The sequence below is a fragment of the Enterococcus sp. AZ109 genome, assembly GCF_051714625.1.
Lineage (GTDB): Bacteria > Bacillota > Bacilli > Lactobacillales > Enterococcaceae > Enterococcus_A.
This window is the reverse complement of sequence record NZ_JBIOSF010000001.1, coordinates 1,820,524-1,835,390: the sequence shown is the minus strand read 5'-3', so window position 1 is coordinate 1,835,390 and position 14,867 is coordinate 1,820,524. Positions and strand designations below refer to the sequence as shown.

General features: G+C 38.5%; 11 protein-coding genes and 1 pseudogene. 9 read left to right on the top strand and 3 right to left on the bottom strand.

Annotated elements, in window-relative coordinates:
• Positions 1-86 precede the first annotated feature (86 nt).
• From pglZ to IGI42_RS08685, 5 genes are all read left to right on the top strand, one after another.
• Positions 87-2,609: a BREX-1 system phosphatase PglZ type A gene (gene pglZ, locus IGI42_RS08705; RefSeq protein ID WP_438715451.1), complete on the top strand. Its 2,523-nt coding sequence runs from the start codon at positions 87-89 to the stop codon at positions 2,607-2,609.
• A 114-nt stretch (positions 2,610-2,723) separates the two neighbouring features.
• Positions 2,724-4,760 carry a protease Lon-related BREX system protein BrxL gene (gene brxL, locus IGI42_RS08700; protein ID WP_438715450.1) on the top strand — a complete coding sequence of 679 codons (2,037 nt, stop codon included), beginning with the start codon at positions 2,724-2,726 and terminating at the stop codon, positions 4,758-4,760.
• Between the two features lie 504 nt (positions 4,761-5,264).
• Positions 5,265-7,340, top strand: coding sequence for a DUF262 domain-containing protein (locus tag IGI42_RS08695; RefSeq protein ID WP_438715449.1), 2,076 nt, complete (start codon positions 5,265-5,267; stop codon positions 7,338-7,340).
• Between the two features lie 139 nt (positions 7,341-7,479).
• Positions 7,480-7,707: a hypothetical protein gene (locus IGI42_RS08690; RefSeq protein WP_438715448.1), complete on the top strand. Its 228-nt coding sequence runs from the start codon at positions 7,480-7,482 to the stop codon at positions 7,705-7,707.
• A 91-nt stretch (positions 7,708-7,798) separates the two neighbouring features.
• Positions 7,799-8,062 (top strand): hypothetical protein, encoded by a 264-nt coding sequence (locus IGI42_RS08685; protein WP_438715447.1) that lies wholly within the window; start codon positions 7,799-7,801, stop codon positions 8,060-8,062.
• Between the two features lie 729 nt (positions 8,063-8,791).
• Here the strand turns inward: IGI42_RS08685 and IGI42_RS08680 are convergent.
• Both IGI42_RS08680 and IGI42_RS08675 read right to left on the bottom strand, forming a co-directional pair.
• Entirely contained in the window at positions 8,792-8,959 is a 168-nt protein-coding gene (locus IGI42_RS08680) for a hypothetical protein (protein WP_438715446.1), read from the bottom strand.
• A 52-nt stretch (positions 8,960-9,011) separates the two neighbouring features.
• A complete protein-coding gene (locus IGI42_RS08675; RefSeq protein WP_438715445.1) occupies positions 9,012-9,335 on the bottom strand; it encodes a helix-turn-helix domain-containing protein in 324 nt (107 codons plus the stop codon).
• Between the two features lie 168 nt (positions 9,336-9,503).
• On the opposite strand from IGI42_RS08675, the gene IGI42_RS08670 reads away from it, so the two are divergent.
• The 4 genes and pseudogenes from IGI42_RS08670 to IGI42_RS08655 all read left to right on the top strand — a co-directional run bounded on the left by IGI42_RS08670 (position 9,504) and on the right by IGI42_RS08655 (position 14,500).
• Positions 9,504-9,716, top strand: a complete 213-nt coding sequence (locus tag IGI42_RS08670) for a helix-turn-helix transcriptional regulator (protein ID WP_438715444.1) — start codon at positions 9,504-9,506, stop codon at positions 9,714-9,716.
• A 165-nt stretch (positions 9,717-9,881) separates the two neighbouring features.
• The gene (locus IGI42_RS08665) at positions 9,882-11,255 is read left to right on the top strand and encodes a glycoside hydrolase family 1 protein (protein ID WP_438715443.1); all 1,374 of its coding nucleotides are present in this window, start codon (positions 9,882-9,884) and stop codon (positions 11,253-11,255) included.
• Positions 11,256-11,258: 3 nt separating this feature from the next.
• On the top strand, positions 11,259-12,563 hold the full coding sequence (locus tag IGI42_RS08660) for a PTS sugar transporter subunit IIC (protein ID WP_438715442.1): 1,305 nt from the start codon (positions 11,259-11,261) through the stop codon (positions 12,561-12,563).
• Positions 12,564-12,749: 186 nt separating this feature from the next.
• Positions 12,750-14,500, top strand: a pseudogene (locus IGI42_RS08655) (IS1182 family transposase).
• Here the strand turns inward: IGI42_RS08655 and IGI42_RS08650 are convergent.
• Positions 14,464-14,787, bottom strand: coding sequence for a helix-turn-helix domain-containing protein (locus IGI42_RS08650; protein WP_438715440.1), 324 nt, complete (start codon positions 14,785-14,787; stop codon positions 14,464-14,466). The pseudogene IGI42_RS08655 and the gene IGI42_RS08650 sit on opposite strands and share 37 nt — an antisense overlap.
• Positions 14,788-14,867 lie beyond the last annotated feature (80 nt).

The window sequence follows — 14,867 nt, the reverse complement described above, 5'->3', positions numbered from 1 at the left end:
CTTTCTTTTTTGCTTTGAAATAGCGTGCGAAATCACGTAAGATGTGTCAATATAGTGATACAAAAAGAAATAATTAGGTGGAGTTTATGGCAGATACAAATTTGCAGCAAATTGAAGAAAAATTGAATCAACGCTTTCCTGATTATGGTCAACGGAAGATTGTTTTTTGGTTTGATCCCAACCAAGATTTTCTTGAAGAAGTTCAGTCATTAACCATTCAGAATGCGAAAATCTATCATTTAGAAAAAAATGCACAATTTAAAGCGAAGAGACGTTTAGAGTTTGAGGATCTGGAATCGAATTATTTGGTTTACGCACCGTTTTCTCGGTGGGATGATCAAGATGAAGACAATCATCTGCTAAGCACGATGATGTACTCAGAAGAATTTAGTGCGGATAGACTAGCGATTATCATGAACGATTTAGCTATTCCTCTTAAATTTCATGCGATTATAGAAAAATATAGTGCCTTTTTCAATGCGAAGGATCGGATGAAAAGCTTCGGTGATTTTAGCATCCGTGATGGAATTGCTCAGTCAGAGTCGATCGAACTGATTATGATAGCTGTCTTGCTTAGGTCTAAGAGCATTCGTTTAAATGATCTTTTAAGAGAAGTATTGAAACGATTCACAGAGGGAAATGAGAATCCTTTGACGGAGCTCGATAAATATCAGCTAACCGACAGATTCTGGGAATTTGTTCAACTAAAATTTGGTTATTCCGACAAGCAGCCGACATTAGAAAAATTGGCTATTTGTTTGTATGTAAACTATTTCTATTATCAAATTGATTTGGAAATGCCGAAGAAATACAAAGAGTTTGAAGTTCTTCATTTGAGAAGCAATATAGTTACGTTTATGGATCAGTTTATGAATGACACACGCTATATGGAGAGTTTCGATCATTTATCGAAAGCTGTCTATAAATCTATTGATGGAGAACAGTTATTAGCATCTATTAAAATCGATGATTTAATTGAAGCTGATGTATTTCCGGCAATTCATGAAAAGATTCTACGCTTCTATGGCGAGCGGTTAGTTTCATCGGATACGACTACTAAGATTGCGGGACAAACGATTCTTGATAGTTTGAAGCAAAGAGAAAAGATGCATTTTGCAGCAGCGTATAGATATGAATACCAGATGTTGAAACATGCTTATTATCTTGTCGATCAGGATCGAATAAAGTTATCTATGAGCATGGATAACTTGCTGGATCAATACGAGAAAGAATTGTTCTGGATTGATACTCATTACCGAAAATTTATTTGGAATAGTGATCATGTTGAGGATGTTCAACAGTATGAGCTGCTAGGACGCTTAGTAGAAGCCAACTATTCTAAGTTCCTAGATCAAGCAGGACAAATCTGGAATCAATCCTTTAGCTTTGGGGATCGTCCATCCATTCGCAACTTTTATAATCAAGCCGTAATTAATCGATCAGTGAAAACAGTGGTGATTATTTCGGATGCCTTCCGTTATGAATTAGGTATGAACCTAAAGCGTAAAGTGGAACGGGAAAAGAAATATACTGCAAAAATGCAAAGCTTTCTTTCCGTCCTGCCTTCAGTTACTGAATTCGGTAAAGCAGCACTATTACCCCACAATCAGTTAACCTATACTGATGGTACTGAGGTATTAGCAGATAGTAAGAAGACGAATGGGCTAGCGAATCGTAATGCTATTTTGCAGCAGAAAAATTCAACTGCGATTGCTGTGAACTATGATGATATTTCTACTATGAACAAAAATGAATTGAGAGATACCTTCAGCGGAAAAACAGTGATTTATGTCTATCACGATCAAGTAGATAAAACTGGAGACCATGCGAATGAGAAACAAGTTTTTGACGCCTGTGAACGATCGATTGAAGAAATTTTCCGCGTGATCCAGCGCCTGCATAATGATGGCAGTATTTACCGGTTCGTTTTGACTGCCGATCATGGATTTATTTATCGTCGTGGAAAAGTCGAAGAAGCGGATAAAATTGAGAATCCTTCTATCCAAAAGAGCGATCGGGTGGAAAGACGCTTTATTATCAGTGAAGAAAATTATCAAGAAGCAGGAACGAAGAACTATTCGTTAGGAGCTGCTCTAGGTAATGATGATCCTAGAAATATTTGTGTACCTGTTACCTCCAGCATCTTTAAAAAAGCTGGCGGAGGACAAAACTATGTTCACGGCGGTTCTTCTATTCAGGAGATGCTTGTACCAGTATTAGAAATTACTGCTGCAAGAGGTAGTAATGCGAAGGAACCAGTAACAGTAGACTTAATGACTACTAGCAGAAAAATTACTGGCTTATCGACTACGTTAGAATTTTACCAAAAACAAGCTATTAGTGATCTGTACGATCCGGTATCTTATTGGCTGTACTTTGAAGATGAGCAGGGAGAACGGATATCTAATGAGATCACTTATACAGCCGATTCGAAGGATGAAGATCCGAATCAGCGTTTTAGAAAATTTGTTTTTGAATTTGTAAATCGTCGCTATTTGGTGGAAGATAATTACTATCTTGTCATTAAGAATCAGCAGAACAACCAACTAGAACGAATCAAATTTATCATTGATAATCCATTTGCTCAGTCGTTTGATTTTGATATTTAAGTTAGCAGCACTCACAATTTTACTGTGGGTGCTTTTTTCTGCTATGTGATCAAGTCTTCTCTTAAGAATATGATATACTTTACGTATTATCGGAATGGACTAAATGGAGGAATTATGTTGGAACAAAGGGAAATATTGAAGCTGTCTGAATTCTTTCCTGGAAAGATCGTTCGGAAAGATTTGACCAAAAAAATAAAAGAGGGAGCGAATGTTCCAGTCTATGTTCTTGAGTACCTATTAGGAATGTATGCTTCATCTTTAGATCCAGAGCTTGTTGAAAAAGGTGTAACGAATGTCAAAAATATCTTGGCGCGTAATTACGTTCGCCCAGATGAAGCAGAAAAGGTAAAAGCAAAAATTCGTGAGTTGGGTGGATATACAGTTATTGATAAAGTAACTGTTCATTTGAATGAAAAGAAAGATTGCTACGAGGCTGAGTTTTCTAATTTGGGATTAAAAGGTGTTCAAATTAGTGACGAATACCCTAAAAAGTTTGATCGTTTACTTGGTGGTGGCATTTGGTGTATCGTTTCGATGGAATATTGGTTTGATGAAAACGATCGTTGGAACAGTCCTTTTGTTGCCAAAAAAGTTGATCCGATTCAAATGCCAGGATTGAACATCGAAGATTACAAAATGGCTCGCAAGGAATTTACAACAGATGAATGGATTGATTTACTTCTTCGCTCTGTCGGAATGGAGCCGACTCAATTCGATAAGAGAGTTAAATGGCTGCATCTAGCAAGATTGATTCCTTTGATTGAAAATAATTTCAATTTATGTGAGCTTGGTCCACGGGGAACCGGGAAATCCCATGTGTACAAAGAAATTTCCCCTAATTCTATTCTTGTTTCCGGGGGTCAAACAACAGTGGCGAATCTTTTTTACAATATGGCCAGCCGTACTATGGGACTTGTAGGTATGTGGGATTGTGTTGCCTTCGATGAAGTAGCGGGGATCAAGTTTAAGGATAACGATGGTGTTCAAATTATGAAGGATTATATGGCTTCGGGTTCTTTTGCAAGAGGAAAAGAAGAAAAGAATGCCTCGGCTTCAATGGTATTCGTTGGAAATATCAATCAAAGTGTCGATGTCATATTGAAGACTTCTAATTTATTCGAACCTTTTCCAGAAGTGATGGGAAATGATTCAGCCTTCTTAGATCGGATGCATTGCTACTTGCCAGGCTGGGAAATTCCTAAATATCGTCCGGACTTTTTCACGAACGATTATGGCTTTATCACAGATTATTTCTCTGAAGTGATGCGGGAATTTCGCAAACTTAGCTTTAGTGATAGTTTCGATAAATACTTCAAATTAGGTGCGCAATTAAATCAGCGTGATACGATCGCTGTTCGTCGGATTGTCTCAGGTATGATGAAATTACTTTATCCGGATGGAGAGTTTGAAAAAGCTGATGTGGAAGAAGTTTTACGCTTTGCCCTTGAAATGCGCCGCAGAGTCAAAGAGCAACTAAAGAAAATCGGCGGAATGGAATTTTATGATGTCAATTTTTCTTATATTGATTTAGCAGAAGAACGAGAAGAGTATGTCCCCGTTCCAGAACAAGGTGGTGGTACGTTAATTTCGGAAGGATTGGGCAAGCCGGGGCATTTGTACACTGTATCTTACGGAAAAACTGGACAATTGGGTACGTATAAACTAGAAACCCAGATGACTTCAGGAACTGGCAAATTTGAACGAACGGGAATTGGATCGGATGCTGGCGCAAAAGAAGCAATGGATTCGGCCTACAAATATCTGAAGGCAAACTCAGGCAGCATTAGTCAATCGATCAGTTTAACAACAAAAGACTATGTTGTTCATGTTCAAGATATGAATGGAATTGGAATGACGCAAACTTTATCGTTGCCAACAATGATCGCAGTTTGTTCTGTTTCTTTGAATAAGGCTGTTTTACCTAGCCTAGTTATTCTAGGGGATATCACAATTGGCGGATCAATGATAAAGGTATCTAATTTAGCTAACTGTTTGCAGGTTGCCAAAGATGCGGGTGCAAAGAAAGTATTGGTGCCAATGACCAGTGCTGCTGATTTAGGAACAGTTCCACCTGAATTGATGGGTACTTTTAATTTGATCTTTTATCAGACTCCAGAAGATGCCGTGTTTAAGGCGTTGGGAGTGGAATAGATAAGAACTGAGAATACAAAAACCGATAGAATCTAAAAAGTGCTTAGCAATTTGTTTGCTAGGCACTTTTTGTACCATTTTTATCAGATTTTTTCCGAATTTTGAAGAGCGAATCGAACTTGCATATCAAAGGTGAAAGAGTTGTTCTGTGATTTTATTAAGTCTTCGTAGTTGTATAGTAAGTAACTTTCAACATATTAATCAAACGAGTACGCTCGGGTATTTTTGATAAACTGTTTCATCGTAAAGATATTGACTAAAATCAAATATTGAATGGTTAAGTCTAACAAAGGCAAATCTAAGAAAAGAATTTTGATTATGATATAATTAGTATGCGCTTTCGATAATCTTGGATAATTTATAAAAAATAATAGGGCACATTTTATTTGGAATATTGAGACTAACTGTCCGTAATTTCCCTGTGATAGAATCAGCGGATTTGCCGAAAATATTGATTCGAATGTGATTGGTTTATCAATTATTTTAAAAAAGGAGATTTACTTTATGGAAGGAAATGTAAGGTATTTAACTGAGTACCTACGTGGTGCGACTAAGCTTATCATTCCTGTATATCAGCGTAACTACGATTGGAAAAAAGAGAATTGTAAACGGCTAATTGAGGACCTGATCACTCTGGAAAAAGAACAAAAGAAAACCCATTTTTTTGGAAGCATTGTGGTAAAGCCTGGTGATTTATCTCAAGAAATTATTATTATTGATGGTCAGCAAAGATTGACGACAACCTCTTTATTACTATTAGCTATGAGAAATTGGATGGAAAATCAACAAATCTATGGTGAAAGAGTAAATCCAAATAATCTCGAGGCGGCATATTTAGTTGACAGTTTCAGTCGAGAGGTTGACAACTACAAATTAAAACCTAATCCTAGAGATTATAAGGCATACAAGAAGTTGTTTAAGGACGAAAAATTCTTCATCAAAAACTCTAATATCACAGCAAACTATGAATACTTTTATTCTCAACTAGAAAAAATTTCAATAGATTTAGATATGTTAATGAATTCAATCGAAAAACTGCAAGTGATGGTTGTCAATCTTAACTCACCTGAAGATGATCCACAATTAATTTTTGAAAGTTTGAATTCAACAGGTGTTGATTTAACAGATGCTGATAAAGTAAGAAACTTTTTATTGATGAATGAAAAACAAGAAGAACAGCAATTTTACTTTGAAAATTATTGGGAACCAATAGAAGAACGAACTCATTTTCAATTGAGTACATTTTTCAGAGACTATCTCACTCTGAAAAATGGGAAGTATCCTACGATAGCTAAAGTTTACGAAACGTTTATTGAGTTCTACAGAATCAATTGCGAGACTAAAAAGACCCTTTTCGATGAACTTTCAGATTATTCCTTTGCTTATCAGCAAATATTAGAAGCTTCTACTGGAAATCATAAAATCGATAGTATTTTGAATCGGTTCAATGAATTACAGGTAACGGTCATCCGACCATTTGTATTAGCGATTCTACACGATTTTAATCGAAAGGAAATCCAGAGTGATGAAGTAATTGATATTCTAACTATTTTAGAAACTTATATTGCGAGAAGGATGATCGCTAAAATTCCATCAAATTCACTTAATAAGGTAATCGCAACACTGTATAGAGACATGATGAAAATTGAGCGTAAAGATAATATAACCTTAAAAGATATATTGAGTTATATTTTATTGTCTAAAACGAATACAGCTAAACTACCAGATGATCAAGATGTTATAGAGAAGCTTCGCACCAATGATTTCTACAGTATAAACTCTTCTTTTCGAACATACTTTTTTGAGCGGCTGGAAAATTTTGATCACGTCGAAGCTTTACAAATTTATCAAGGGATAAAAGCTCAAAAGTACTCGATTGAACATATAATGCCACGTCACTTAAGTGGAGAATGGAAGAGTGAGCTTGGTAAAAATTATTTACATGTCCAACAGACCTATCTCAATCGTTTAGGCAACTTAACACTCACAGGATATAATTCAAATTATAGTAATAAACCCTTTAAAGAAAAACAGACGATGGAGAAAGGATTTAAGGACAGCCATTTTGTAAATCTGAATAAAATCCCAGCAAATGCCAAGAAATGGGGAGAAGAAGAAATTATTTTAAGAACTGAGGAACTTTCTAAAATTGCTCTGAAAGTTTGGCCTTATCCAGAGACCAACTATGTTCCTTCTTCGCAAGAAACTGAGATGTTTGTCTTTGACGGTGAGCAACGATTCACAAGTTATAAAATAAAAGGTTACAGCTTTATCAATGATGAATATCAAGTAGTAGCTACTTGGAAAGAATTTTTCATTAATATAGTTAAACAATTAGCGGAAAATAACCTCAATCCCATGATTGAACTGTCTCAAATAGATAGTCAAAATGGTTTAGAAGGAATCTTTTCAAAAGAATCAGGCACAGATCACAGTGAAATAACTGAAGGTTTATACGTCTATAGTTCTTTGTCTAACTGGAGCAAGATGAATTATATTAGACAATTATTGGATTTATATAAAATCGAGTATGATTCCTTATTGATTGATGCTGTGTTATACGATAACAAAGAAGTATAAAGCTAATCAGATAAATTTCAAGTAGCAAATCTATTAAAAAGAGGCCTTTCGTTACTGTTTAGAACAACCTCACTACTGCCTAGGTATTACACTACCAAGATTTGATAGAAGATGTGCCTTTTATGAAAAAATTAGGAGTATGATCTTAGATGATTTTGAACGTGACGAAGAAAACGATTTTCTTGATGAAATTGATATTCCTAAGGATGCAGCTAATTATATGATTGAGGCACAAGTAAATGAGCAAGATAAAATTACTGTGGTGGACATTATCAGTTTCCCTGAATACTTAAAACACATCGACGACGATATCTACCTTCCAGACTTAGAATTACTCAAAAGTATTGATTTCAATAATTTTAAGTAGCTTATTAAATTGAATTGCCTTCATGATTTTGTCCGAAAGGAGCAGAAAGATATGCCGAAAAAAATGAATAGTTTAGAGGAGTTGAATCGATATGCTTAATGCCGAAGCAAATCACTATCAGCAAATTGCAGACATTGGTGATATTATCAAACGTGGCTCTGCATCAGAGAGTGAAATTGCGTGTCTTTACAAGATTGCAGAAGATCATACATTATTTTGGGGTAGGAAAATGTCTGCTTTCGCTATAGCAGCGTTGGATCGCATCGGTGTAGAAAAATACGAAGGACATAATGAAACAATTCTCGAAATAATCAATGATTGGGAACCAAAGGAAACGCAAAATAGAAACTATTAGCGCACTCGTATTTTAGACCGTGTCATCAATTTAAGCGTATTGCCAAATAAAAGCCAGGAATAGTCAGAGGATTTTTCACCTTTTTACTATTCCTAGCTTATTCTCTGGTTTATGGCATGACTAAATAAAACCTCTACATAAGTTTTTTACTTCAGTAAGTATATTAGTTAGATCGTCTGGATTTGTTCACTGCGTTTGTCTCTTAGAGGTTCGGTTTGGTCGGATAGGTACTAAATGTTTGACAATCAGCTTTCCTATTTCTTCAATACACTGATTTCATTTTTTCTTCTGTTTTACCCATGATGGATTGAAGAAAATAAGTTTTTATGATACCAATGGAAATACCAGCATTTCGCTTCATTTCATATTTGTATTGTTCTTTTGCGATTTTGTTCTATTCATTGATTTCGACGATATAAAGCATCACAAGATTATAAAACTAGACACAACAATAGATTATCTCGTAGAATCAGACGTTTGCATATCCCGCTAAATTCTTCTAACTTCATCCAATTTTTAATGATACTATAGACAGTTTCGAGCTCCTATCGTAGTCGATACAGTTCTTTAAGACCCTCTAATGAAAACTCTCCCTGTGTTAAATTCGTAATCAGCAGATATTGTATTTCGATTTCCAAAACACACAAAAAAATTAGTAGCGAAAATCGCTACTAATAGGGTAAAAAAATATAAATCTGCTAAAATCGAAGATGTAGTTAATCGCTCAAATCAATTTTTTTCGTTCTTCAACGTTTGATTTTTCTGCTTAATAAACTCAATATAATTGATGATATCTTCCACTTGTTCCTCCAAAATATCATCATCGATATGAGCAGCTACTCTCTGTGCTTTAGAATTGGGTGTTTCCTCCAATTGGTTCTCGATTTTCTCACCCAATAGTTCAGTACATAACTCTAAAAAAGATATACCAACTCAAACAATTCACTTTTTACTTAGGCTTCTTCTGCTTCATAAATTCTATATAATGTATAATCTCTTCCAACTGTTCTTCAACCAACACATCATCAATGTGTGAGGCAACACGGAGTTGCTTTTCTGTGAGTGTGTAGTCTTCCGTTTTCTCACGTCCGTGAAGGTAATCCAAGCTGACATTGAAATAATCAGCAATTTTGTTTTGGATTTCTACATCAGGGGATCTGCGGCCTTGTTCGTAAGAAGAATAAGTCGTACGGGCAATTCCTAGTATTTTTGCGACGTCGTTTTGAGTCAAACCTCGTTGTTTTCTCAACTGCGTTAATCTCATACCGAACATAGTAACACCTCCCAAGTAGTAATTTATATATTCATAATACTACGCAATAAGCGTAGCTAGAAACGAAATTAGATAATGAGTCAAAAAGAGTAATTTCATATTGACGAGCGTCATTTTGAGTAGTAGTATAAAAGTACGCAAAATGACACATTTCGAAAAGGTGGTTCTATGACTAACTGGTTACTAAAAATTCGGTTGGAAAAAAAGCTGACGCAGGAACAAGTCGCCAAACGAGCCAATATCCCTAGAACGACGTATTCTTCGATCGAACAAGGGAGACGTAGACCTTCCGTTCGAAATGCTATGCGAATCGCGTCGATATTGGAGTTTGATTGGACTCTTTTTTTTGAAAAGAAAAGACGCGATATGACACGTAAATAAGGATTCTTTCCACCCTAATTCTACCCAAAATCCTAGGGTGATTGGAATATAAATCAGGAAACGGAGGACAATTTATAGAGAAATTAAGAGTTTAGCGTCACCATTAAGCAATCACGAAACGAACACCAACGCAACACACTAAAACAATTCATTAGGAGGAAGACGATGACAAAGTTCTTTTGGGGAAATTCTGTATCCAGTATGCAAACAGAGGGTGGCTGGAATGAAGATGGCAAGAGCCCGTCTGTCTATGACATCAGGGAGGCTTCAGAGTTTGCCAGTGATTGGCGATTTGCCAATGACAACTATCATCAGTTCGAAGAGGATTTGGATTACATTCAGGATTTAGGGATGAACATGTACCGGTTCCAGATTTCTTGGTCGCGGGTCATCAAAGATGGCGATGGGGAAATCAATGAAGCAGGGATTGCTTATTATCAGCGGTTTATCGATGCGCTGCTTGAGCGGGGGATTGAACCGATGATTTGTTTGTACCATTTTGATATGCCGCTGCATTTGGCTGAAAGGTACAATGGGCTGGTTCATAAAAAGGTAAAGGATGCATTTATTCGTTATGGGAAGGAAATGATTGATCGGTTTGCGGATCGGGTGAAGTATTGGATCGTCTTTAATGAACAGAATTTGTATCATGTGCCGGAAGCGTTTAAGATCAGCGGCTATCTGAAAGGTGAGCGGACTACGAATGAGCTTTATCAGATTTTGCATAATGTAATGGTGGCTCATGCGGCATTGGCTAATTATTTGCATGAAACCACGGATGCTAAAATTGGCGGGATGCTTGCCTATAGTGAGGTATACCCTGCGACCTGTAAGCCAGCGGACATCTTAGCAGCAAGAAAGTGGGATGAGTTCGTTAATTATACGTTGTTGGATGCCTACACTAAGGGTGAGTATTCATGTGAAATGATGCACTGCGTGGAAACAACAGGGATTGATATGAAGATTCTTCCGGGTGAACTGGAAACGATCAAGGCACAGAAGAATGATTTTCTAAGCTTCAGCTATTATGCCTCCTCGACCATTAGTGCTGATACGATTCCTGCAGATGCTGTACCTAACAATTATATGAACTATGGAAAAAGGGACAATCCGCATATTTCGACAACGGAATGGAACTGGCAGATTGATCCGCTGGGCTTTCGCGATGTCTTAAATAAAATGTATCAGCGTTACCGCTTACCGGTCTTTCCAATTGAAAACGGTATCGGGGTGCAAGAAGAATGGGATGGTGTCCACATGATCGAAGATGATTATCGGATTGAGTACCACAAGCAGCACTTGCAGGCGATGTTTGATGCGATGTATGTAGATGGTGTAGAAGTAATGGGCTATCTAGGCTGGGGACTGATTGATATTTTGAGTTCGCAGGGGGACATGCGCAAGCGGTATGGGTTGGTGTACGTGAATCGAACGAATCATGACTTGCGGGACATGAAGCGGGTACCGAAGAAGAGCTACCAGTGGTTTAAGGAAGTAATCGCTGCGAATGGGAACAATATTCTTGAGAGGGGTGTGTAGCGGATGAAAAAGTCAGGGCGTGGAACGAAATTCCTAGATAAGTTTGCGGAGGTTTCGGCGCTTATTGGCAACGAGGTGCATTTACGTTCGTTGCGGGATGCCTTTGCGTTAATTATGCCATTGTTTATTTTAGCTGGATTGGCGGTTTTGTTTAACAATGTGTTGTTTCCTAAGATTGCACAAGGGGAGATGCTAAGTAATCTGCAATACTGGGGAAATGCGGTGAATCGTGGGACGTTGAGTGTAGCCGGACTGGTGCTAGCACCGGCGATTGGTTACCTACTAGCGAAGAACAAGGGCTTTCTTAATCCAATGGCCGCTAGCATTATGGCATTATCCAGCTTGATTATGACCAATCCGGAAACGGTGGAGCTGGTGCTGTCGGGCACGGAAAAGGCTGAGCAGTTCTCAGGCGTCATTTCCTTTGGCAATATCGGGACAACGGGGATGTTTGCGGGAATTATTGTGGGACTCTTGTCAGCGGAGCTCTTCATTAAGCTGTCATCCGTTAAGCGACTGTCGATTAATCTGGGGGAAAATATTCCGCCGGCGGTTGCGGATTCCTTTAGTGCCCTGTTGCCGGGGGCGTTGACATTAAGTGTCTTTGCGTTGGTGGCGACACTGCTGTATGTTTTTGGAAATACGGACTTGATTACCTTAGTGACTAATTTGATTCAAGAACCGTTACGGCGGGTGAATACGAGTTTGCCGGGGATTATCTTGATTTATAGTTGTGGGAATTTCTTGTTTACGTTAGGGATTCATCAGACGGTCATCAATGGTACGTTGCTTGATCCGTTGTTGCTGCTGAATCTAAATGAAAATATGGCGGCTTATGCAGCCCATGAAGAAATTCCGAATATCATGGTAAACACCGAACACTTCGGCATGATGGGTGGTAGTGGGGCAACGATATGTTTGCTGATTGCGACCTTCTTGTTCTCGAAAATGAAGGCGAGTCGCGACGTAGCGGCATTGTCCTTAGCTCCCGGTATTTTCAATATTAATGAGCCGGTCATTTTTGGTTATCCGATTGTATTTAACATTCCGTTGATTATTCCGTTTGTGTTACAGCCGGCAATTGGATTAACGATACAGTACATGGCGACTTCGTTAGGTTGGTTGAATCGGGTAGTGGTGATGGTTCCTTGGACAACGCCGCCGCTGTTGAATTCTTATCTAGCAACAGCCGGTGACTGGCGAGCTCCTCTTTGGCAACTGCTGGTGATCGTTATCGGAGTCTTGTTCTACCTGCCATTCATGAAGATCAGCGAACGGATGCTGCAAAAGCAGATGGAAACAGAGTAGTCGGTGCACATCGCTCGCCCAATTTCTAAAGGTATGAAAAAAGTGGCTGTGACATAAGTCTTCACAAAACGCCCATGAAAAGAACGAGAAAACCGTTCTTTTCATGGGCGTTTTTGGGTAAAATAATAGAGTATAGGTGGCTGCCTATACTCCAACATTCTAATCCCCGAAAGGACTAAAACAACAATGACTAATTATAACATGAATCAACTGACTTTGGATATCTCTACTTCTTATGTTCCTAAAAAAGACAATACCGCTTGGTTTATCCATGAACTGGTAGAGGCGCTTCAACTCAATGAGCCCTACCTTTTTGGCAGACCTCGGGAATACGATTTAGCGTTAATGCTAAAACTCGTCTTATTTGCCTACACCCGAAGTGTCTTTACTAGTCGAAAAATTGAACAACTCGCTGAAGAAAGTCTGCCTGCTCGTTGGTTGACCCAAGAACGTGTGCCTTCTTATCGCACCATTGCCCGCTTTCGTATTTCAAACGATGTGGAGGAGCTGGTTAATCAAAGCTTGGACGCCTTAACGAACTATTTACGGGAGCGTCAATTGATTGACGATGCCTTATTTATTGATGGCACAAAGATTCTGGCAGATGCCAACAAGTACAGTTTTGTTTGGAAAAAGAATACCCTTCGCTATGATCAAATGAATCGTGAAAACATTGTTTCCTTAATGGGTGAGCTAAAAGAAGCCTATCAAGTGAAGCATATTCCTGAAGGATCAGACCTGACATTCGATCTGTTAGATGAAGTCTTGACCCGGTTGGAACTTCGTTTAGAAGAATTAGAACAGGAAGTGAGCCGAACGAAAAAGGTCTCCCCTAACCCAGCGAAGCAACAACGCCGTACTCTGAGGTCACAAAAGCGCAAGCTAGCAGAGCGCCGCGAAAAAATGGCCGACTATCACCTGCGTCTTGCTCGTTGTGGCACCCGCAACAGCTATTCAAAAACGGATGTGGATGCCACTTTCATGCGTGTCAAAGAAGATCCAATGCAAAACGGACAATTGAAGCCAGCGTACAACCTTCAAATTGCCACGTGCAATCAGTTTGTGTTAGATTATGATGTCTATCAAAACCCAACAGACATGAAAACATTACGTCCTTTTTTAGAAAAAATGAACGTACCCGAAGGGGCAGTGATCGTCGCAGATGCCGGATACGGCTCCGAAAAAAACTACCGTCATCTGGAAGATGACTATCCCCGACACACGGCGTTAATTCCTTATGCGACAATGCTTAAAGAACAAAGCAAGAAATGGAAAAGTGATGAGCGTAAAGTCATGAACTGGGCCTATCATGAAGAAGACGATTATTACATTGATTCCAAAGGTGTGCGCTTTAACTTCCACGCCTACCGTCAACGGACAGACGATGACGGCTTTACCCGGGATTTCAAAGAATACCAAGCGGAGAAATATGATGAAGACAAGAAGGTTATTCCCGCAGCGTTGACGCCAAAAGGTTACACAAGAAAAATCAGTGTCAATCCTTCTTGGGAATATTTTAAAGCAAAACAAGTCGCATTGCTTTCAACCCCTGAAACAGGAAACATCTACGCACGAAGAAAAATCGATGTAGAACCTGTTTTTGGTCGGATGAAGGCTTGTTTGGGCTTCACTCGATACCATGTCCGAGGCATGGAAAAAGTGAAAAAGGAAACGGGACTCCTCGTTTTGGCGCTTAATATGATGAAACTGGCGGTGAAGGGCCGAGCAGAACTCCTTCGCTGCTAAAAAGAATAGGCACTTCTCGGAAAATCTTACAGATTTTCAAGAAGTGCCTATTTTTTTTTACATATGTCGAGGCTACTTATGTCACAGCCACTCTGTTTTGCAAATCCGTTACGCTGCATGGAAAACCGAAATCTGATGGCTGCTATTCAAGCAATCATTTTTGCTTCTTCTGCTTCATAAATTCTATATAATGAATAATCTCTTCCAACTGTTCCTCAACCAACACATCATCAATATGTGAAGCAACACGAAGCTGCTTTTCTGTGAGTAGGTAGTCGTCCGTTTTCTCACGTCCGTGAAGGTAATCCAAGCTGACATTGAAGTAATCAGCGATTTTATTTTGGATGTCTACATCAGGAGATCTGCGGCCTTGTTCGTAAGAAGAATAAGTTGTTCGGGCAATTCCTAGTATTTTTGCGACATCGTTTTGAGTCAACCCTCGTTGTTTTCTCAACTGCGTTAATCTCATACCGAACATAGTAACACCTCCTAAGTAGTAATATATATATCCATAATACTACGCAATAAGCGTAGCTAGAAACGAAATCAGATAATGAG

Excerpts from the sequence above, each read along its gene's own strand:
- IGI42_RS08690 (WP_438715448.1), top strand. The coding sequence starts at position 7,480 with ATGATCTTAGATGATTTTGAACGTGACGAAGAAAACGATTTTCTTGAT.
- IGI42_RS08685 (WP_438715447.1), top strand. The coding sequence starts at position 7,799 with ATGCTTAATGCCGAAGCAAATCACTATCAGCAAATTGCAGACATTGGT.
- IGI42_RS08695 (WP_438715449.1), top strand. The coding sequence starts at position 5,265 with ATGGAAGGAAATGTAAGGTATTTAACTGAGTACCTACGTGGTGCGACT.
- IGI42_RS08675 (WP_438715445.1), bottom strand. The coding sequence starts at position 9,335 with ATGTTCGGTATGAGATTAACGCAGTTGAGAAAACAACGAGGTTTGACT.
- IGI42_RS08670 (WP_438715444.1), top strand. The coding sequence starts at position 9,504 with ATGACTAACTGGTTACTAAAAATTCGGTTGGAAAAAAAGCTGACGCAG.
- pglZ (WP_438715451.1), top strand. The coding sequence starts at position 87 with ATGGCAGATACAAATTTGCAGCAAATTGAAGAAAAATTGAATCAACGC.
- IGI42_RS08665 (WP_438715443.1), top strand. The coding sequence starts at position 9,882 with ATGACAAAGTTCTTTTGGGGAAATTCTGTATCCAGTATGCAAACAGAG.
- IGI42_RS08650 (WP_438715440.1), bottom strand. The coding sequence starts at position 14,787 with ATGTTCGGTATGAGATTAACGCAGTTGAGAAAACAACGAGGGTTGACT.
- brxL (WP_438715450.1), top strand. The coding sequence starts at position 2,724 with ATGTTGGAACAAAGGGAAATATTGAAGCTGTCTGAATTCTTTCCTGGA.
- IGI42_RS08660 (WP_438715442.1), top strand. The coding sequence starts at position 11,259 with ATGAAAAAGTCAGGGCGTGGAACGAAATTCCTAGATAAGTTTGCGGAG.